The 20,579-nt window shown below is 57.8% G+C and carries 19 protein-coding genes; 12 read left to right on the plus strand and 7 right to left on the minus strand.

Annotation, left to right across the window (positions count from 1 at the left end):
• The first annotated feature begins 1 nt into the window (after position 1).
• From arnC to arnF, 6 genes are read left to right on the plus strand one after another with little or no spacing between them, the layout of a single operon-like run.
• Positions 2-988, plus strand: coding sequence for an undecaprenyl-phosphate 4-deoxy-4-formamido-L-arabinose transferase (arnC, locus tag KOL70_RS18580; protein ID WP_021509379.1), 987 nt, complete (start codon positions 2-4; stop codon positions 986-988).
• On the plus strand, positions 985-2,964 hold the full coding sequence (arnA, locus tag KOL70_RS18585; RefSeq protein ID WP_021509380.1) for a bifunctional UDP-4-amino-4-deoxy-L-arabinose formyltransferase/UDP-glucuronic acid oxidase ArnA: 1,980 nt from the start codon (positions 985-987) through the stop codon (positions 2,962-2,964). The genes arnC and arnA overlap by 4 nt, the downstream gene beginning before the upstream one ends.
• Positions 2,961-3,845: a 4-deoxy-4-formamido-L-arabinose-phosphoundecaprenol deformylase gene (gene arnD, locus KOL70_RS18590; protein WP_211727303.1), complete on the plus strand. Its 885-nt coding sequence runs from the start codon at positions 2,961-2,963 to the stop codon at positions 3,843-3,845. Before arnA ends, arnD begins: the two co-directional genes overlap by 4 nt.
• A gap of 31 nt (positions 3,846-3,876) precedes the next feature.
• Positions 3,877-5,532, plus strand: coding sequence for a lipid IV(A) 4-amino-4-deoxy-L-arabinosyltransferase (gene arnT / locus KOL70_RS18595; protein ID WP_215481422.1), 1,656 nt, complete (start codon positions 3,877-3,879; stop codon positions 5,530-5,532).
• Entirely contained in the window at positions 5,529-5,849 is a 321-nt protein-coding gene (gene arnE, locus KOL70_RS18600; RefSeq protein WP_088517260.1) for a 4-amino-4-deoxy-L-arabinose-phosphoundecaprenol flippase subunit ArnE, read from the plus strand. Before arnT ends, arnE begins: the two co-directional genes overlap by 4 nt.
• Positions 5,846-6,208 (plus strand): 4-amino-4-deoxy-L-arabinose-phosphoundecaprenol flippase subunit ArnF, encoded by a 363-nt coding sequence (arnF, locus tag KOL70_RS18605; RefSeq protein WP_058759137.1) that lies wholly within the window; start codon positions 5,846-5,848, stop codon positions 6,206-6,208. Before arnE ends, arnF begins: the two co-directional genes overlap by 4 nt.
• Positions 6,209-6,211: 3 nt before the next feature.
• On the opposite strand, the gene KOL70_RS18610 is transcribed toward arnF, so the two are convergent.
• The gene (locus KOL70_RS18610) at positions 6,212-7,555 is read right to left on the minus strand and encodes an MFS transporter (protein ID WP_215481307.1); all 1,344 of its coding nucleotides are present in this window, start codon (positions 7,553-7,555) and stop codon (positions 6,212-6,214) included.
• A gap of 317 nt (positions 7,556-7,872) precedes the next feature.
• On the opposite strand from KOL70_RS18610, the gene KOL70_RS18615 reads away from it, so the two are divergent.
• The 4 genes from KOL70_RS18615 (at position 7,873) to KOL70_RS18630 (ending at position 12,715) form a co-directional block, all read left to right on the plus strand.
• On the plus strand, positions 7,873-9,318 hold the full coding sequence (locus KOL70_RS18615; protein ID WP_058781499.1) for a sugar porter family MFS transporter: 1,446 nt from the start codon (positions 7,873-7,875) through the stop codon (positions 9,316-9,318).
• Between the two features lie 136 nt (positions 9,319-9,454).
• Complete coding sequence (locus KOL70_RS18620) at positions 9,455-10,276, plus strand: TIM barrel protein (protein WP_215481308.1); 822 nt, start codon at positions 9,455-9,457, stop codon at positions 10,274-10,276.
• A gap of 31 nt (positions 10,277-10,307) precedes the next feature.
• Positions 10,308-11,318, plus strand: a complete 1,011-nt coding sequence (locus tag KOL70_RS18625) for a Gfo/Idh/MocA family protein (protein WP_215481309.1) — start codon at positions 10,308-10,310, stop codon at positions 11,316-11,318.
• 158 nt (positions 11,319-11,476) lie between these two features.
• On the plus strand, positions 11,477-12,715 hold the full coding sequence (locus KOL70_RS18630) for an aromatic amino acid transporter (protein ID WP_215481310.1): 1,239 nt from the start codon (positions 11,477-11,479) through the stop codon (positions 12,713-12,715).
• Between the two features lie 115 nt (positions 12,716-12,830).
• On the opposite strand, the gene KOL70_RS18635 is transcribed toward KOL70_RS18630, so the two are convergent.
• Complete coding sequence (locus KOL70_RS18635) at positions 12,831-13,727, minus strand: SDR family oxidoreductase (RefSeq protein WP_215481311.1); 897 nt, start codon at positions 13,725-13,727, stop codon at positions 12,831-12,833.
• A gap of 99 nt (positions 13,728-13,826) precedes the next feature.
• On the opposite strand from KOL70_RS18635, the gene KOL70_RS18640 reads away from it, so the two are divergent.
• Positions 13,827-14,666, plus strand: coding sequence for a helix-turn-helix transcriptional regulator (locus KOL70_RS18640; protein ID WP_132463893.1), 840 nt, complete (start codon positions 13,827-13,829; stop codon positions 14,664-14,666).
• Between the two features lie 186 nt (positions 14,667-14,852).
• On the opposite strand, the gene uraH is transcribed toward KOL70_RS18640, so the two are convergent.
• From uraH to KOL70_RS18660, 4 genes are all read right to left on the minus strand, one after another.
• Positions 14,853-15,266, minus strand: coding sequence for a hydroxyisourate hydrolase (uraH, locus tag KOL70_RS18645; RefSeq protein WP_021509392.1), 414 nt, complete (start codon positions 15,264-15,266; stop codon positions 14,853-14,855).
• Between the two features lie 129 nt (positions 15,267-15,395).
• Entirely contained in the window at positions 15,396-16,496 is a 1,101-nt protein-coding gene (locus KOL70_RS18650; protein ID WP_215481312.1) for an NADH:flavin oxidoreductase/NADH oxidase, read from the minus strand.
• A 364-nt stretch (positions 16,497-16,860) separates the two neighbouring features.
• The gene (locus KOL70_RS18655; RefSeq protein WP_215481313.1) at positions 16,861-17,775 is read right to left on the minus strand and encodes an SDR family oxidoreductase; all 915 of its coding nucleotides are present in this window, start codon (positions 17,773-17,775) and stop codon (positions 16,861-16,863) included.
• Positions 17,776-17,811: 36 nt separating this feature from the next.
• Positions 17,812-18,549, minus strand: coding sequence for an SDR family oxidoreductase (locus KOL70_RS18660; protein WP_215481314.1), 738 nt, complete (start codon positions 18,547-18,549; stop codon positions 17,812-17,814).
• A 119-nt stretch (positions 18,550-18,668) separates the two neighbouring features.
• Between KOL70_RS18660 and KOL70_RS18665 the strand changes: the two genes are divergently transcribed.
• Complete coding sequence (locus KOL70_RS18665; RefSeq protein ID WP_215481315.1) at positions 18,669-19,583, plus strand: LysR family transcriptional regulator; 915 nt, start codon at positions 18,669-18,671, stop codon at positions 19,581-19,583.
• A gap of 42 nt (positions 19,584-19,625) precedes the next feature.
• Here the strand turns inward: KOL70_RS18665 and KOL70_RS18670 are convergent, their stop codons facing one another.
• Positions 19,626-20,357: a hypothetical protein gene (locus tag KOL70_RS18670; protein ID WP_215481316.1), complete on the minus strand. Its 732-nt coding sequence runs from the start codon at positions 20,355-20,357 to the stop codon at positions 19,626-19,628.
• Positions 20,358-20,579 lie beyond the last annotated feature (222 nt).

The raw sequence follows: 20,579 nt of genomic DNA on the forward strand, positions 1-20,579 counted from the left end.
GATGCTGGAAGAAAAACCGATTCGCAAAGTCTCCGTGGTGATCCCGGTGTACAACGAAGAACAGAGCCTGCCGGAGCTGGTGCGCCGTACCGACGCTGCCTGCCGCACGCTTGGCCTTGACTATGAAATCTTACTGGTGGATGACGGCAGCGCCGACCGCTCCGCGCAGATGATCGCCGATGCGGCGGATATGCCGGGCAGTCACGTGGTCGGCGTGCTGCTGAATCGCAACTACGGACAACACTCGGCGATTATGGCCGGTTTCAGCCATGTTTCCGGTGATGTGATCATTACGCTGGATGCCGATCTGCAAAACCCGCCGGAAGAGATCCCCAATCTGGTCAAAGCCGCGCAGCAGGGCTATGACGTGGTCGGCACCGTGCGTCAGAACCGTCAGGACAGCTGGTTCCGACGCCGCGCTTCACGCACCATTAACCACCTGATTCAGCGAGTGACCGGCAAAGCCATGGGCGATTATGGCTGCATGCTGCGCGCCTATCGCCGTCACATTGTTGATGCGATGCTCAACTGCCACGAACGCAGCACCTTTATCCCGATTCTGGCGAACACCTTCGCGCGCCGCACCATTGAACTGCCGGTTACGCATGCCGAGCGTGAGTTTGGCGACTCCAAATACAGCTTCATGAAGCTGATCAACCTGATGTATGACCTGGTAACCTGCCTGACCACCACGCCGCTGCGTCTGCTGAGTATTGTCGGCAGCTTAATCGCGCTGGCCGGTTTCGCCTTTTCTCTGATCCTGATTGTGCTGCGCCTGTTCCTCGGTGCCAGCTGGGCCGGCGACGGTGTGTTCATGCTATTTGCCGTGCTGTTTATTTTTGTCGGCGCGCAGTTTGTCGGCATGGGCCTGCTGGGCGAATACATCGGTCGTATTTATAACGACGTACGCGCCCGTCCGCGCTACTTCATTCAACGTGTTATCCATCCGCAACAAGATGCCCCTTCTGTACAGGAAATTAAGCAATGAAAACTATCGTCTTCGCCTATGCCGAAATGGGCTGTGCAGGCATCACTGCGCTGCTGAACGCAGGCTATGAAATCAGTGCCATCTTCACCCATGCGGACACCTCGCCGGAGAGCCATGCGTTTCCTTCGGTGGCACGCCTCGCGGCTGAGCAGGGCATTCCGGTTTATGCGCCGGAAGATGCTAACCATCCGCTGTGGGTGGATCGCATCCGCACCATGCAGCCGGACTTTATCTTCTCGTTTTATTATCGCGCATTGCTGAGCGACACGATCCTGAACTGCGCGCGGGTCGGCGCGTTTAACCTGCACGGTTCGCTACTGCCTAAATACCGTGGTCGTGCGCCGCTTAACTGGGTGCTGGTCAACGGCGAGACGGAGACTGGCGTAACGCTGCACCGCATGGTGAAACGTGCCGATGCCGGCGACATTGTGGCGCAGCAGCGCGTGGCGATTGACCCGCAGGATAATGCGCTGACGCTGCACCGTAAGCTGGTGGCCTGCGCCGGCCAGCTGCTGGAAGGCGCGCTGCCGCCGATGAAGCGCGGTGAGATTGCCGCCACGCCGCAGAACGACGCGGAAGCGACCGTGGTTGGTCGCCGCACGCCGGAGGATGGCCGCATCAACTGGGAGCTGCCGGCGGCTAAAGTGAATAACCTGGTGCGTGCAGTCACCGATCCCTGGCCTGGTGCGTTTGCGTATGCCGGCACGGTGAAATTCGTGGTGTGGAAAGGGCGGGTTCACCAGGATGCGCCCAGCGCCAAACCGGGCACGGTGCTGTCAGTTGAGCCGTTCCTGATTGCCTGCGGCGAGGGCGCGCTCGAAGTGGTCACCGGGCAGAGCGACAACGGTGTTTACATGAACGGCAGCCAGCTGGCGCAGAGTCTGGGCATGGTGCCGGGTGCGCTGCTTTATTCGCAGCCGGTTGCTGCGGTGAAACGCCGCACGCGGGTGCTGATCCTCGGCGTAAACGGCTTTATCGGCAACCATCTCACCGAACGCCTGCTGCAGGATGATAACTTTGAGGTTTATGGCCTGGACATCGGTTCCGATGCCATCAGCCGCTTCCTGGATGAACCGCGCTTCCACTTCGTCGAAGGGGATATCAGCATCCACTCTGAATGGATTGAGTATCACATCAAGAAATGTGACGTGGTGCTGCCGCTGGTGGCGATCGCCACGCCGATCGAATATACCCGTAATCCATTGCGCGTGTTCGAGCTGGATTTCGAAGAGAACCTGAAGATTATTCGTGACTGCGTGAAGTATAAAAAGCGCATCATTTTCCCGTCGACCTCCGAAGTGTACGGTATGTGCACCGATCAGCATTTCGACGAGGATCACTCCAACCTGGTGGTCGGACCGATCAATAAACAGCGCTGGATCTATTCGGTATCGAAACAGCTGCTGGACCGGGTGCTGTGGGCCTATGGCGAAAAAGAAGGGCTGCGCTTTACGCTGTTCCGTCCGTTTAACTGGATGGGACCACGTCTGGATAACCTCAACGCCGCGCGTATCGGCAGTTCTCGCGCCATCACCCAGCTGATCCTTAATCTGGTGGAAGGCTCGCCGATCAAGCTGATCGACGGTGGCGCGCAGAAGCGCTGTTTCACCGATATTCGCGACGGCATCGAAGCGCTGTTCCGCATTATCGAGAACAAACACAACAACTGCGATGGCCAAATCGTTAACATTGGTAACCCGGAGAACGAAGCCAGTATTAAAGAGCTGGCGGAACACCTGCTGGCCAGCTTTGAGCGCCACCCGCTGCGCGATCGTTTCCCGCCGTTTGCCGGTTTCCGTGAGGTAGAGAGCAGCAGCTATTACGGCAAAGGCTATCAGGACGTGGAGCACCGCAAGCCGTCGATTAAGAATGCCCGCCGACTGCTCGACTGGACGCCAACCGTGGCGATGGATACCACCATCGACAACACGCTGGACTTCTTCCTGCGCACCGTTGAGCTACAGGAAAAGCCATGAAGCGAGTGGGTTTGCGTGTTGATGTCGATACCTGGCGCGGCACGCAACTGGGCGTACCGGCGCTGCTGCAGCAGTTCAGCCTGCATCAGCTGCAGGCCAGCTTCTTCTTCAGCGTCGGGCCGGACAACATGGGGCGCCATCTGTGGCGCCTGATGAAGCCGCGCTTTCTGTGGAAAATGCTGCGTTCGCGCGCGGCCTCGCTGTACGGCTGGGATATTTTACTGGCCGGTACCGCCTGGCCGGGCCGCGAAATAGGTAAAGGGCTGGCTTCGATTATTCGTGCCACGGCAGATCACCATGAAGTGGGGTTACATGCGTGGGATCACTTTGCCTGGCAGACCTGGGCTGGCGTCTGGTCACCACAACAGCTGAATGCGCAGATTGCGCGCGGTAAAGCGGCGCTGGAAGCCATTTTGGGTGACAGTGTCACCTGCTCTGCGGTGGCAGGCTGGCGCGCCGACAGCCGGGTACTGGATGCCAAGCAGCCGTTTGGCTTTCGCTATAACAGCGACTGCCGCGGCAGCGGGCCGTTCATTCCGCGCCTCAACGATGGCAGCCTCGGCACGGTGCAAATTCCGGTAACCTTGCCGACGTGGGATGAAGTGGTGGGCCAGCAGGTCAGCGCAGAGGGTTTTAACGACTTTATTCTCGCGCAGATGCATGCCGCCAGCGGTACGCCGGTCTATACCATTCATGCAGAGGTCGAAGGCATCGTCGGTTTGCCCGCCTTTGCCGATCTGCTGACGCGCGCGCAGCAGCAGGGCATCCGGTTTTGTCCGCTGAGCGAGCTACTGCCGGACGATCTCAGTACGCTGCCGCAGGGCCATGTGGTGCGCGGGCACATTGCCGGCCGGGAAGGCTGGCTGGGTTGCCAGAGTTAACATTTTACAGGACCTGAGTATGGAAACACCGATGCGCAGCCGCACCCGCATAGTGCTGCTGATAGCGCTTTTTGCTCTCTATTATCTGATCCCGGTGCCATTCCGTGATCTCTGGCAGCCGGATGAAACCCGCTATGCCGAAATCAGCCGCGAGATGCTGCTGAGCGGTAACTGGGTGGTGCCGCATTTTTTTGATTTGCGCTACTTCGAGAAGCCGATTGCCGGTTACTGGATCAATAATTTTGGCCAGCTGATATTTGGGCATAATAATTTTGGCGTGCGCGCCGGTGCGATTATCTGTACCACGCTGAGTGCGCTGCTGATCTACTGGCTGGGCAAACGGATGTTCGCCAGCCGCAAAATAGCGCTCACCGCCAGCGTGATCTTTCTTACCTCGCTGCTGGTTTACGGCATCGGCACTTACGCCGTGCTCGATCCGATTCTGCTGCTGTGGCTGGTGGCGGCAATGTGCAGCTTTTGGTTTGCTGCGCAGGCGCACAGTACCTCACAGCGGCTGACGGGGTATGTGCTGCTCGGCGCGGCCTGTGCCATGGGTTTCATGACCAAGGGCTTTCTGGCGCTGGCAGTGCCGGTGCTCGCGATTGTGCCCTGGGTGCTCTGGCAGCGACGTTTTGGCGAACTGCTGCGCTGGGGCCCGCTTACTGTGCTGGTGGCGGCCGCGATCAGCGCGCCCTGGGCGCTGTTCATTCAGCATCAGGAAGGCGATTTCTGGCACTACTTCTTCTGGGTCGAACATATTCAGCGCTTCGCGGAGAGCGATGCGCAGCACAAAGCCCCGTTCTGGTATTACCTGCCGGTGCTGCTGGCAGGCTGTTTGCCATGGCTCGGCCTGTTGCCGGGCGCGCTGAGCGGCGCATGGCGACAGCGTCAACAGCACGCTGCCGCGATCTATTTGCTTAGCTGGGTTGTGCTGCCGCTGCTGTTCTTTAGCATCGCCAAAGGCAAACTGCCGACCTATATCCTGCCGTGCTTTGCGCCGCTGGCGTTGTTGATGGCGCATTATGCGCACGGTAACACCGCACGCCTGAAACAGGCGTTGGCGGTAAATGGCTGGATTAACCTGCTGTTTGGTCTGGGCGCCACGCTGCTGGTCGTAGTGGTGCTGGCACCCTGGGGGCTGGCGCACCATCCGGTGTACGCGCGCGATGAGTTGCTGCGGGTACTGTGCGCTGCGCTGGCATTTGCCGGCTGGGCGGTGATGGGCTGGTTAAGCCTGAAAACAGGCCGCTGGCAACTTGCTGCGCTTTGCCCGCTGGCATTGGCGCTGCTGGTCGGGTTGGCTATCCCGCAAAAGGTGCGTGATAACAAACAGCCGCAGAGCTTCGTCAGTGCCGTGCGGCCACAGCTGGCGCAGAGCCGCTATCTGGTGGTGGACAATTCCGGCATCGCTTCTGCGGTCGCATGGGAATTGCGCCGCAGCGATATCACTTTCTTCGATGAAAAAGGTGAGCTGGAGTACGGACTGGGTTATCCCGATGCAAAAACGCGCTACGTCGACGGGGAAGCCTTCGCCGACTGGCTGCGCCTGCATCGCCGAAAAGGTCCGGTAGCGCTGGTGCTGCTGCTGAATTCTGACGAAAAGCAAGCGGATGCGCATCTGCCGGTGCCGGACGATGTCTATCAGCAGGGACGGCTGGTCTACTACGGCTACAACGCGACACCATGAATCTGCTGCTGATCCTGCTGGTAAGCCTGCTCAGTTGTGCCGCCCAGCTGTGCCAGAAACAGGCGGCCCACTGCGGCGGGCACCGCCTGTTCGGCTGGCTGGGGCTCAGCCTGCTGCTGCTGGGGACGGCGATGCTGCTGTGGCTGGTGGTGCTGCGCACCGTGCCGGTCAGCGTGGCTTACCCGATGCTGAGCCTGAATTTTGTGCTGGTGGCGGTGGCGGCGCGCGTCATCTGGCGTGAGACCTACACGCGGCGGCAGTGGCTGGGTACGCTGGCGATCGTTGCCGGGGTTGCGCTGATGGGGAGCCATCTGTGAAGGGCTGGCTGCTGGCGCTGGCCAGCGTGCTGCTGGTGTCGCTGGCGCAGTTGCTGCTGCGCACGGCGATGCTCGTGCTGCCACCGCTGGATACATGGACCGCGCTACCGTGGCAGCACGGCCTGATACCGTTAATCGGCGGACTGGCCGCCTACGGCTGCTCAATGCTGTGCTGGCTGCTGGCGCTGCGGCTGCTGCCGCTCAACCGGCTCTATCCGCTGCTCAGTCTGAGCTATGTGCTGGTGTGGCTGGCCGCCATTTCCCTGCCAGCCTTGCATGAAACCTTCCGCTGGAGCAGTCTCGCTGGCGTCATATTGATCGTCTGCGGCCTGCTGTGCGTGGCGCTGCCGCGCCGTTAACCGTTAATGCTGCTGCCACGGGTGATATTCACCCTGGCGGCGGGCTGGCGCCGTTTCCGGCAAACGCAGCAGGCCGAACAAAGAAATCACACCCAGCACTGCAACATACAGCGCCAGACCATACCAATGGCCGTGGGTCACCTGCAGAATTTTCACCGCCACCAGTCCGAGTACGCCGCTGCCGATCAGCGAACCGATCTGCCAGATCACCGCGATACCGCTGCAGCGAATGTGCGTGGGAAACAGTTCGGGGAACCATGACGCCTGCGGGGCATAACACATGCTGTGACCCAGCGTCAGCGCCACGATCATCGCCAGCTGCGTGAGCCAGTAGCTGTTGTGCGCCAGCGCGAGAAAAAAGGGCACGATCGAGAACATGATCAGCAGCGTGCCGATCAGGTAAACCGGCTTACGACCGATGCGGTCGGAAAGGGCACCCATCAGCGGAATCGCCAGTACTTCGAGGATCACCGCGACGATCATGCTGTTCATCAAAATGCCGGCATCAAGCTGATTAGCCTTACCCCAGGCAAGGATGATGACGGTAAACAGGGCGAAGGCGCAGGCTTCGATCAGTTTCGCTGCCACACCGCTGACCACCAGCCGCGGATTACCACGCAGCACCTCTTTTAACGGCCTGGATTCTGCCGCTTTGGTTTCACGAATGGCGGCGAAGACCGGCGATTCATCAATGCGCAGGCGAATAAACAGGCCGACAATCACCAGCAGCGCGCTGAGCAGAAAAGGTACGCGCCAGCCCCAGTCCATCATCTGCTCCGCGCTCAGCGCGGCATTAAGCACAGCGAACAGCGCCAGCGGCAGCAGAAACCCGACCGGAGCACCAATCTGCACCCAGCTGGCAAAGAAACCACGCCGGGAAGGCTGCGCATATTCGGCCGTCATTAATACCGCGCCCGCCTGTTCGCCGCCGACGCCAAACCCCTGCAGCAAGCGGATGGCAATCAGTAATACCGGGGCCCAGACGCCAATTTTTTCGTAGGTTGGCAGCAGACCAATGCAGAACGTGCCAAGGCCCACGATCAGGATGGTCGCCACCAGCGCTTTTTTGCGTCCCACTTTGTCGCCGATGTGCCCAAACACCATGCCGCCAATGGGACGAGCGAGGAAGCCAACCGCATAAGTGGCGAAGGCAGCGAGTGTGCTGACCAGCGGATCGTGGCTGGGAAAGAACAGATGGCCAAAGAACAGTACCGCTGCCGTACCGTAAGCGAAAAAGTCGTAATACTCTGCCGCCGTGCCTATCGCCGAGGCGCTGGCGACGCGGCGGATCACTGATTTAGGGTGAGCTTCAGCGGTATCAGATTGAGCAACAGTTGAAGAGGCCATGACAAATCCCGAAGAGGTTAAAGAGCGACTACCATACAAGAAGGTTTGTGCAGTTGTTGCGCGATTGATCACAAAGCGTGGCGACTCTCGGCGTAAAGGGGCCGATCTGCTGCGCTTCAATAACCACCTCGCCCAATCTCCATTCTCCTTATTTAGGCTGATGTAAATCCATCAAAATAAACCAGTCAAAAGGCTTGAACTCACAATTTGAAAAGCAGGTTTCAAATATAAATTAACATGAAATAAAAATGCCGATAGCCTGGACGCGCTGCTCTGTTCTGATGCTTTTCCTAACGCATTTTTTACCAGGAGGTATTATGGAAAAAGAACTTTATCTCTCCACCAACACCGCGTCCGGCCCCAACAGCACAACAAAAACCGAACCCTTCGTAAAAATCATCGCGCTGGTGGCGACACTCGGCGGGCTGCTGTTTGGTTACGATACCGGCGTGGTATCCGGTGCGCTGCTGTTCATGCGCAGTGATTTGCATCTCACGCCGTTCACTACCGGGCTGGTGACCAGTTCGCTGTTGTTCGGCGCTGCCTTTGGCGCACTGCTGGCAGGGCACTTCGCGGATGCCCTCGGGCGCCGCAAAATCATCATCACGCTGGCCTTTATTTTTGCCCTCGGCGCGGTCGGCTCTGCCTTCGCACCTGATGTGGTGACGATGATTGCGTCACGCCTGTTTCTCGGTATTGCCGTTGGCGGGGCGGCTGCCACCGTGCCGGTGTATATCGCGGAAATTGCCCCGGCGAATAAACGCGGTCAACTGGTGACGCTGCAGGAGCTGATGATTGTCTCTGGCCAGCTGCTGGCCTATGTCTCCAATGCCACCTTCAATGAAATCTGGGGCGGCGAACACACCTGGCGCTGGATGCTGGCCATCTCCACCGTACCCGCCGTGCTGTTGTGGATCGGGATGATCTTTATGCCGGAAAGTCCACGCTGGCACGTCATGCGCGGCAACACCGCTGGCGCGCGCAGGGTGCTGGAGAAAACCCGGGCGGCGGAGGACGTAGAGTGGGAACTGGAGGAGATTGAAGAGACCATCGAAGAGCATCGCCAGCAAGGCAAAGGTCGCCTGCGTGATCTGCGCACGCCATGGCTGCGCAAAGTGTTTTTACTGGGAATTGGCATTGCCGCCATCCAGCAGCTGACCGGTGTGAACACCATCATGTACTACGCGCCAACCATGCTCACTGCTACCGGCCTGAGCAACGATGCGGCGTTGTTCGCCACCATCGCCAACGGCGTGATCTCGGTAATCATGACGCTGGTGGGGATCGTGATAATCGGTAAGGTTGGTCGTCGTCCGCTGGTGCTGATAGGGCAGATGGGCTGTACCGCCTGCCTGTTCTTTATCGCCACGGTGTGCCTGCTAATGCCGGAGTATCACGCCGGTGGTGCGGTTAATCTGCTGCGTGCCTATCTGGTACTGGCCGGAATGCTGATGTTTTTATGTTTTCAGCAGGGCGCGCTGTCACCGGTCACCTGGTTGCTGCTGTCGGAAATCTTCCCGGCGCGCATGCGCGGCATTTGCATGGGCGGTGCCGTTTTTGCCTTGTGGATTGCCAACTTCGCCATTTCCATGGCCTTCCCGCTGTTGCTGGCCGCCTTTGGCCTGGCTGGCGCTTTCCTGACTTTCGCTGTGATCGGGATCGGCGGCGCCCTGTTTGTACTGCGCGCTATCCCGGAAACCAAAGGGCGCAGCCTGGAACAGGTCGAACACTATTTCTATGAACTGTATGACGGTAAAGACTAAATGTGAGGGCGCTCAGGCTGATGTAAATCACTCAAAGAAGCCGCAGAGCGGGCAAAAAAGATAACTTACTATCAGGGCATGTCAGTACCCTGCAGCAAACAGAACCTTACCCAGTGATTATTATCCAGGAAAGATCATGACCTACAAAATAAGCAGTGACCGATTCTGTGTTAACCGTAAAATTGCCCCTCATCTCAGCATGGCGGAATTCTTCGCGCTGGTGGAACAGCTGGGATTAAATAAAGTTGAAATACGCAACGATATGAAAAGCGGCAGCGTGACCGACGGCGCAGGCGGTGAGGAAGTGCGTCGCCTGGCTGCGCAGCATCAGCTTGAGATCGAAACCATCAACGCGGTGTATCCCTTCAATCAGTTAGATGATGCGGTGCTGGAAAAAACGCGCGCGCTGTTAGCCGATGCGCGCGCCACCGGGGCGAAAGCGCTGGTGCTCTGTCCGCTCAATGATGGGACGCCGGTGAGTAATGAGCAAACCGTACAGGCACTGCAAACCCTGGCGCCGCTGTTTGCCGAATATGGTGTTGCCGGGCTGGTTGAACCACTCGGTTTTCCGCAGAGCTCACTGCGCTCCGCCGCGCTGGCGCAGCAGCTTATCGCTCAGGCCGGCGTGCCGTTTAACATCGTGCTGGATACCTTCCATCATCACCTGTACGAAGGCGCCGAACATGATTTCGCCGGTGGCGTAGACGTGAATCACATCGGCCTGGTGCATCTCTCTGGCGTAACGGATGCGCGCCCGACTCATCAACTCACCGACGAAGAGCGCATCATGCTGAGCGCGGATGACCTGCTGAAATCCCGCGAGCAGGTGCAGCGCCTGGAAGAGATGGGCTATCGCGGTGTTTATGCTTTCGAGCCGTTTTCTTCGGTGATGGAGAGCTGGAGCGCTGAGGATATTGCGCGAGAAATCCGCAGCAGCATTGATTATCTCAACCACTAACCAATCCGGCATTTTGCTGAAGGAACCTCGCATGACACTCAATATTGGTGTAATCGGCACTGGCGCTATCGGCCGTGAACACATTCGTCGTTGCAGCCAGGTGCTGCAGCATGCGCGCGTGGTCGCGCTTAATGATATCAATCGCAGCAACTGTGAGCAGGTGATTAGCGAGCTCGGCTTGCGGGCAGAGATTTACGACAACGCGCACGATCTGATCGCCGCGCCGGAGGTGCAGGCCATTCTGGTTACCTCGTGGGGCCCGACGCATGAAGAGTTTGTGCTGGCAGCCATCAAAGCCGGCAAAGCGGTATTCTGCGAGAAGCCACTGGCGGTGACCGCGCAGGGCTGTATGAATATTGTCGAAGCGGAAATTGCCGCGGGCAAAAAGCGGGTGCAGGTGGGTTTTATGCGCCCCTACGACAGCGGCTATCGGGCGCTGAAAGCGGTTATCGACGGCGGCACCCTGGGTGAGCCGCTGATGCTACACTGCGCGCACCGCAATCCGGCGGTCGGCGATGCTTATACCACCGATATGGCGATCACCGATACGCTGATCCATGAACTCGACGTGCTGCGCTGGCTGCTGAACGATGATTACGTCAGCGCGCAGGTGATTTACCCACGCAAGACCCGCCACGCGTCATCGCACCTGAAAGATCCGCAGATTGTGCTGCTGGAAACCGCCAAGGGCATCCGCATTGATGTCGAGATCTTCGTGAACTGTGCCTATGGTTACGACATTCAGTGTGAGGTGGTTGGCGAGAGCGGCATTGCCCGCCTGCCTGAACCAATGTCGGTACAGACCCGCCACGCGGCGCAGCTATCCACTGGCATTCTGACCGACTGGAAAAAGCGTTTTATCGCTGCGTATGACGTTGAGCTGCAGGATTTCATCAACAACGTGCTGTCGGGCAATATGACAGGCCCGTCGGCGTGGGACGGCTATGCCGCCGCCGTGGCGGCCGATGCCTGTGTCGCGGCACAGAACAACGGTGACATTGTCCCGATTACCATGCCACCACGTCCGGCTTTCTATCGTTAATTCCGCAAAATCACGGCTGGCGCACCCTGACCGGTGCGCTTTTGTGTGACATTGTCACCTGTTGACAGCTGTCTTCCCGTCAGTCACCGCCCGCGCCTCACATTTGTTAGCGATCCCGTGTATCATCGCCGCCTTTATGTTGTGCAAGGAAAAGTGTGATGACGGAGAGCGTAATGGCGCGCCGCCAGCCCTCGGTATGGTGGGGCGCCATGATCATCTGTGGGACGGTAGTGGGCGCCGGTATGTTTACGTTGCCGATCGTGATGGCCGGGGCGTGGTTTGGCTGGGCGCTGCTGCTGCTGGGCATAAGCTGGGGCGCAATGCTGCTCTCCGGGCTGCTGTTTATGCGTGTCAGCCTGCATTATCCGCCAGGCGCGGGCTACGATACGCTGACGCGCGATTTGCTTGGGCGCGGCTGGGCCAGCATCAATGGCCTTAGCATCCTGTTTGTGCTGGGCATTCTCACCTACGCCTATATCTCAGCCAGCGGTCCGGTTTACCAGCACTCGCTGAATCAGCTTGGCGTGCCGCTCTCAACCGCCGGGGCCAAAATCGCGCTGACGTTGTGTGTCGCCGCCGTGGTGTGGCTCGGCACCACCGGCGTCAGTCGTTTGATGACGTTCTGCGTGCTGGCAAAAATCCTGCTATTGATTTTGCTGTTCGGCGGGCTGTTAACCCAGGTAGACGTGCCCTCGCTGTTCGCTGCCGCCGCGCCGGGAGACAGCTACTGGCCTTACGCGCTGGGCGTGCTGCCGTTCTGTCTGGCCTCTTTTGGCTATCACGGTAACATCACCGGACTGGTGAGTTATTATCAGCGCCGCGAGTCGCCGGTGACACGCGCGCTGGTGCTGGGCACGCTGATGTCGCTGGCGCTTTACCTGTTCTGGATTGTCTGCACCATGGGGAATTTGCCGCGCGCTGTGTTTCCTGACATCGTGCAGCAGGGTGGAGATATTGCCGCGCTGATGGCCGCGCTGCGCGATCATCTGCACGTGCGCGCGTTGTCGCTGATGATGTCGGTGTTCTCACATTTTGCGGTGATAGCCTCGTTTCTCGGCGTGACGGCAGGCCTTTTTGATTTCATCGCCGACCGCCTCGGCTGGGGGCATTCCCCGCGCGCGCGGCTGCAAACCGCCTGCCTGACATTTTTGCCGCCGCTGCTCGCTTCGCTATGGTGGCCACATGGCTTCGTCGCGGCCATCGGTTTTGCCGGTCTGTTTGCCACGCTGTGGGCGGTGATTATTCCGGCGCTGCTGGCGCGGCGTGCGCAACAGCGTTTCGCCGATCGGCCGCGTACGTCACTGGCGATTGGTCTGGTGCTGCTTTTCGGCGCGCTGAATGTGCTGGCATGGACGCTGAGCTGGCTGGGTGTGTTACCGCAATTTGCTGCGGCCTGAGTGGCGAGAGTCGTGAGGTTCAGATGTATTCGTAGCGGCGCGATTTATCGCGCGAATCTGGCCACCGCGCCGTTGTAAATTGCGCGTTGAATTGCGCCGCTACCCGGCGCTGGGGCTACGACTGGGTTGAATAATTCACTCTGCTTAAATCAGCGATAAGACCCGGTCCTTTGGGCTGCCAGTTGAGCTGCTGCCGCGTCCAGGCACCGCTGGCACGCAGATCCAGCCTGGCGAAAGCGGCGAACCAGCCGAAATGCTCCGCGGCCTGATCGGCTTTCAGCGAAACGGCAGGAATACCCAGCCCTGCTGCCACGGTTTCAGCAATCAGCCGTGAGGCAATACTTTCCTCTGCTACCGCATGATACCGTTTGCCGCGTTCGCCTTGCTCAAGCACTTTTACGTACAGCCCGGCCACGTCATCAACGTGTGCCGCACACCAGGCGTTTTCACCTCCGCCGATATAAGCTGCCGCGCCTTTCTCCCTGGCAAGAGCGATGTAATAGCTGATTAATCCCTGACGTTCGGTGTTGTGAACCTGAGGTAAACGCACCACACGTAGATCGATTCCCGATTCAAGGAGCTTAGTGCCTTCCAGCTCCGAGGCGACGCGTGGGTTAGGGTGTGCCGGGTTGAAATTCTGCTCAAGAGCGGGCTGGCCGCTGCCGTCATCACCCATTCCGGTACCAGAAGTGATGAGCAGCGGACGCTGACTGCCCTGCAACACAGAGCCAATCGCGCGAATAACGCGGCGGTCTTTTTCGCAATTATCGACAAAACGACTGAAATCATGATCGAAAGCGGTGTGAATCACCGCATCACATTGGTCAATGCCGGCAATCCATGCCTGGGGATCTTCCAGCGTACCGCGCTGGGCTGTCGCGCCCTTATCGTTTAACTGCTGAGCTGCTTCTTCTGAACGTACAAGACCGGTCACCTGATGGCCGCGAGCCAGCAGGGCCGATACAACGCGTGAGCCGATAAAGCCCGTCGCACCCGTTATAAAAATACGCATAGCCTGTCTCCTGAGTGATTTAGTGCGACAGCGTAAGCGCGGATCTTTTACTATTAAAGTAGTGAAGTTATCAGGGTATAAACATTAACAGGGTGATTTATGACGCTGCTTTCTGAAAATCCGCTGGGTGAGTTTTTAAGGGCACGCCGTCTGGCAATTGACCCGGCTTCGTTTGGTTTTTTGCCCGGCCGCCGCCGTACGCCGGGCCTGCGCCGCGAAGAGGTTGCCCAGCTCGCGAATATCAGCCCGACCTGGTACACCTGGCTTGAGCAGGGCCGCGGGGGAGCGCCCTCGCGTGAGGTACTTAACCGCATTGCTGCCGGGCTGCGGCTTACGTCTCCCGAACGCGATCATCTGTTTATCCTCGCGTTTGGGCATCCGCCAGAAAACCGGGTAAGTCGGTGCGACAGCATAACCCCACGGCTGCAACGCGTACTGGAAAGCCTGACGATTCCGGCGATTATCAAAACCGCCACCTGGGACGTGGTGGCATGGAATCACCCGGCGACGGTTGTGCTGAAGGATTACGGGCAACTTCCGCCCGCGCGGCGCAATATTCTGCGCCTGCTGTTTACCGACCAGGAAGCGCGGGGGATGCAAGACGACTGGGAGGGCGTGGCCCGTCTCATCGTCAACGCCTTTCGGGCGGATGCCGCGCGCCTGGGTGCTTCAGAGGAAATCGATCGACTGGTTGAGGAGCTATCCGCTCAAAGCGCTGACTTCGCCCGCCTGTGGCGTAACAACGATGTGGCCGGGCATGGCGAAGGGTTTAAGGTGCTGCATCATCCGCAAATGGGGACGATTGCCCTGGAGTTCTCGACCTTTTCTGTTGAAGGCAGGCCGGATTTAACGATGATGCTCTTTAATCCGGCAACCGATGAAAGCAGAGCGAAAACAGAGCGCTGGATTTCACAGAACCCAGCTCAGCGCGAAAGCTGAGTCAGGCAGTTTTTAATGCGTCAGCCAGCACGCTATAGCAATCACACCAGCCGAAAAAACAGGCTTACCCTGTAATAGGCAGGAGCAACGGAATAGAGATTCTCCTGCCTGATTCAATCGCTTAACGAGGCAACGGTTCAACAAAACGTACTGGTATAAATATACCGTCCGCAGCGCCTTTTTTGCTTAGTTGCCGCGATAGGTGGAGTAGCCGTACTGGCTGAGCAGCAGTGGAATATGGTAGTGCTGATCGGCATTATCCAGGTTGAACATCACCGGAATTTCCGGGAAGAAGGTCGGCTGAGCGTTTTTTTTGTAATAGTCACCGGTTTTAAAAATGACGCGGTAAATCCCGGTCTGCGCCTTCTGGCCCGCCGGGTAAAGCGCCGGAATACGCCCCTGTTCGTTGGTGGTGCCCTGCGCCAGTTTCACCCACTCGTCACCCTGTTTCTTATCCAGCTCGACCTCAATACCTGCGGTCGGTACGCCGGTTTGCAGATTCAGCACATGCACGCTCAGTGGATTTTTCATCTCAGCGGCCAGGCCGCTCACGCTGAAAGCACAGAGCGCGCCGCCCAGTAAATAATGCTGCAATTTCATCTCATCTTCCTTTTGGTTAATTGGCCGGGAAAGCATAAGACGAAAACAGTGCAGTCGCGCACAATGGGCTGAAATCTGTGAAATTTCCCAGAGCAGAACCGGCAACCGGGCGGCTGCCGGTCAGGGAAGCTACTGGTTGCTGATCAGGGTGCCTTTCAGGCCGTGCGGTTCGGAACGCAGATACTGAGGCGGCGCTTTGGCCTGCGCGCCCAGTTCGGCGGCGGCGTGCCATGGCCAGCGTGGGTCATACAGCACCGCGCGTGCCAGCGCGATCAAATCGGCATCCTGCTCCTGCAGCGCCTGCTCGGCCTGTTTCGGTTCGGTAATCAGCCCCACGCCAATTACCGGAATCGAGACCTGCTGGCGAATCTCTCGGGCAAACGGCAACTGATAACCAGGGCCGACGCTGATTTGCTGCTGTGGCGCCAGGCCACCGCTGGAAACGTGGATGTAGGCACAACCTGCAGCTTCGAGCTGCTGGCTGAAAACAATCGATTGCTGATTATCCCAGCCGCCTTCGATCCAGTCGGTGGCCGAAAGCCGCACGCCAACCGGTATTTCCGCCGGCAGCGCAGCGCGCAGCGCCTTGAACACCTCAAGCGGGAAACGCAGACGGTTCTCTAATGAGCCGCCGTATTCATCGTCACGCTGGTTGCTGAGCGGCGACAGAAACTGGTGCAGCAAATAGCCGTGCGCAGCATGCAGTTCGACCAGCTGAATGCCGATGCGTACCGCGCGCAGGGCGCTATCAACAAAGGCCTGTTTCAGATGCGCCAGATCCTGTTTGCTGAGTGCGGCCGGCGGACGCTCATCCTGTCCAAACGGCTGCGCAGACGGCGCGACGGTCTGCCAGCCGCCGTGTTCCTCAGAGAGCTGCGCACCACCTTGCCATGGCGCAGCACAGGACGCTTTGCGCCCGGCGTGACCCAACTGAATGCCAATCGGCAGGGTAGCGTAGCGCCGCACGTCCTGCAGCACGCTGGCCAGCGCGGCTTCTGTCGCGTCGTCCCATAACCCCAGGTCGCCCGGCGTGATACGGCCAATGGCTTCCACCGCCGTCGCCTCGATAATCAGCAGTCCCGCGCCGGAGAGCGCCAGCTGGCCGAGATGAATGCGGTGCCAGGCCGTTGCCTGACCTTCTTCCGCTGAGTATTGGCACATCGGTGCAATCACAATGCGATTTTCCAGCGACAACTCGCCAAGCTGCGTCGCGCTAAACAGTAAACTCATGCATACCTCATATCCGCACGTTAATGACTCCCTACAGCATAGGAGCTGCAGCCGGATTTGCAGCAATGCCAGATGTAAGCGGCAATGACACACATTAATTACAACATACTATTAATGATTGATGTAATGGCACCGGGTTCGGCTAACGTGCCGGTAAGGCTGACTAGCGCCATTTATTCAAACCAGGGGCTGAGGCTCAACAGAATGCAAGCTAAGGCTAAGGGATTCTGAATTGTTGGTAGGGTGTACGAGCAAGGATATTTAATAAAGCAAAGCCACAGATAAGGATGACAACGGTGTGCATTTCCGGCGCTCCTGTTTGCATGGTAAAGCAACCGGCGAGCGATCCCGCCGGTCACGACTGTTACCCTTCACACGACGGTGCTTTCGCTGGCGTCAGAAGATCGGACAATCCAACCCGATGTAGCATTTCGGCGCGCAAACGGTCGATGACCGCAAAGCCGATATTCGCGCCGTCTTCGGACGGATCGTTATGCACACGAAATGGACGCGTACCAAACGGCATACCGACAACATCGGCAATCTGTGCTGCAACGCGCGCGGGATCGGCATCTTCCGGCACTATCTCCGCAAAGGCCTTTTGCACAACATCGCCGAAACCGGCATAAGGACCTGCTTCATACTCCGCGACACGCCCGGTGTCGGCAGGACTTCCTGAATGGGCAAAATGGTTGGTCCCTTTGGTAAAGGCTCCCGGCACAATGATTGTCGTCTCAATGCCGAATCGGCTGAGCTCGCGCGCATACTGAACGGCAAGCGTATCCATCGCCGCTTTGGCGGCAAAATAAGGGGCCAGATAGGGCGGTGTGCCGCCGGTCACGCTGGAACTGGAAATCCAGACCAGCAGGCCTTCACGGCGGGAGCGCATATGCGGCAGTATGGCCCGGTTAACGCGCTGCGTTCCCAGCACGTTAACGTCATATTGCTGGGCGAACTGCTCTGGCGTGAAGGCTTCGGCCGGGCCGAACATCATGTGGCCAGCATTGTGTACCACCACATCAAGCTTCCCGGCGGCGGATATTACCGTTTCAATGGCAGCATCAACCGATATGTCGCACTGAACATCAAGTTCCAGCGGCCGCAGGTCAATTCCTTCCCGCGTGGAAAGTTCGCTTAACTGGCGGACATTTGCGGCATTACGGCCCGCAATATCCCGCATCGATGCATAAACGGTATGGCCAGCACGAGCCAGCGCTTCGGCAGTCAGGCGACCGAAGCCGCTTGACGATCCGGTCACAAGGATAATCTTCTGAGACATAACAGTACTCCTTTGACTAATTCTGCAGTTTGCGGCTCAGACCATTCCGCCATTGGCGCGCAGGATCTGTCCGTTCATCCAGCTGCCCTGTGGTCCGGCGAGGAAAGAAACGACATTAGCGATATCCTCAGGCGTGCCGAGGCGTTCCAGCGGATTCATTTTGGACATGCGCGCGATCAGTTCATCGCTTTTCCCGTTGAGGAAGAGGTCGGTCGCAGTCGGACCGGGCGCGACGGCATTGACGGTGATGCTGCGTCCGCGCATCTCTTTGGACATGATGGTTGTCAGTGTTTCGACGGCCGCCTTGGTCGCGGCATAGACGCCATAATTCTCAAGCTTAAGCCCGACAACCGATGTGGAGAAGTTGATGATGCGCCCGCCAGAACGCAGGCGGTTTGCCGCTTCGCGCAGGGTGTTAAACGTTCCCTTCAGATTGATGTCGATCTGCTTGCTAAAACTCTGATCGTCGGCGCTGGCCAGCGGAGACAGCATCATTACGCCGGCATTATTGACGAGCACATCAATAGCGCCAAACGCAGATTCGGCTAAATCGAACATGCGTTTGACCTGGATGGCATCAGCAACGTCCGCCTGCGCGGTGATAGCTCTGCCACCGGCGACTTCGATCTCCTCAACCACGGCGGCAGCGGCCTCTGCGTTGCCGGCATAGTTCACCACGATGGCAAAGCCGTCCGCAGCAAGCTGCCTGGCAATGGCGGCACCAATTCCGCGGGATGCACCGGTTACGATTGCTACTTTCTCTGAAGTGGACATAGATATTCTCCGATTTTCGCGCGGTATCGCGCCTGAACACGGAGAAAATCTAGCACTGTATCATTTCCGGATAATCAGTCATTATCTGGCATCAGAATCCGATAGTGACGAACAATATCATGGACAGAATTGATACGATGCGAGTTTTCACGCGTGTGGTAGCGCGCCGCAGCTTCACAAGGGCGGCGGAAGACCTCGGCCTGCCACGCTCGACCGTAACGGACGCGATTAAGCAACTTGAGTCGCGCCTGGGCATTAAGCTACTGGAACGCACCACGCGTCACGTCAGCCCGACGCTGGACGGTGAAGCCTACTACAAGCGCTGCGTTTCTATACTGGACGATATCGAGGATGCCGAGGGCGCGTTTGCCGGCGCCCGGCCGAAGGGATTGCTGCGTGTCGATGTTCATGGCTCGCTGGCAAGACATTTTGTTCTGCCGCAGCTACCTTGTTTCCTCGAAGCTTATCCTGATATCGAAATCTATCTGAGCGAGGGTGACCGGCTGGTCGATCTGGTGCGTGAGGGAATTGATTGTGTTTTGCGTGTCGGAACGCCGCAGGACAGCGATATGATCGCACGGTGCGTCGCCACGCTGGAAGAGGTCACGGTCGCTTCGCCCGGTTATGTCTCCCGGTTCGGACTTCCGTCGGATCCGGATGAACTGCATTCCGGCCACAGGATGATCGGATTCCGCACCACGGGCAGTAGCGGCATCCTGCCGCTGGTATTCAGGGTGGACGGCAAGCGCATCACCACGACGATCAAAACTTCAATTACGGTTAATGCGGCTGATACCTTTGTATCCGTGGCGCGCATGGGACTCGGCATCATCCAGGTGCCGCGTTATCACGTGGAAGATGATCTGAAGACGGGGACGCTCGTCGAATTGCTCAAAGCCTTTCCACCTGAACCGTCTCCCGTCTCTGTCCTGTATCCGCGTAACCGACAGCTATCACCCAGAGTCAGGGTCTTCATCGAATGGCTAAAAGAACTCTTCCTGCAGCACGACCTGGATAGCAATGCCGGCAAGTGATCTGTGTGAAAATCGAAAACGGTGCAGAGACGGCTGGCGCCGTCACAGATTACACAGATATTGATAGAGCTCCGCGTCCCGCTGATCTGGCGTAAAGCGCGGGCAGCTGTGGCACTGCTGGCTCAGCGTGCGGTAGTGCTGCAGTAAACCAAGTTCACGCAGCATGCGCAGCCAGCCCATCGGGCCATAACATTGCTGCTCATAAATTTTGTCGCGGATACTTTTCACGTCCACGCGCAGCAGCGTGGCGTTAAGGTCACTGTAATCCGGGTGCTTTTTGGTGCCGCCGACCTGTTTGAACAGGAAATTGCGCTCGTAAAACGCAGCAACCTTCTCTTTAACCTGAATAAAGATGTCATCCACCTGTTCAATGAAAATGGTGTAGATCATGATTTTCAGGTACAGCATAAACACGATGTTTTCACTGTCTGCCTGATAGCGTACCGACAGCGTGCCAAGCTCTACCACTTTGCGCTTTTCCAGCTGCAGGGCGGCCATCTCTTCACGAAAAAGTTTGCTGCACGGCAGACGGTTATTGTGATTGGCGATGACGCTTAGCGTGCCGAGGATATCCTGGTCTTTGCGGGCGAGAAACAGCGTGCTTTCCGGATTCAGCAGCCCTTCGTTATAGAGAAAAATTGAGCGTTTTTCCTTAACGATTCCACTGCGCCGGTACTGTTCGTTGGTCACCTCCATCCCTTTAAGGAAGTCAATCAATCCGCTTGCTGGTGTAATGCTGATGCGCTGATCGATACCATTAAGTATCCTGCACATTCTGTGGGTTCTTTTTGTCAGAACGCCATCAGAGATAGCGCTGCTAATCACTGATTTCCTTGTTAAATGCACTGTAATCCTCAACCAGTCCACATTAAAGTTTTGCTAATATAATAAATATAATTTAATGATTGAATAAATTTTTGCTACAAATTTAGATCTTCAGAAAAGCGTGGCGGCAGGGGATAAGGCGCGTTACAGGGGAGAAAGTACCGGCGGTAA

This window comes from Pantoea sp. B270 (genome assembly GCF_018726825.1).
GTDB lineage: Bacteria > Pseudomonadota > Gammaproteobacteria > Enterobacterales > Enterobacteriaceae > Pantoea > Pantoea dispersa.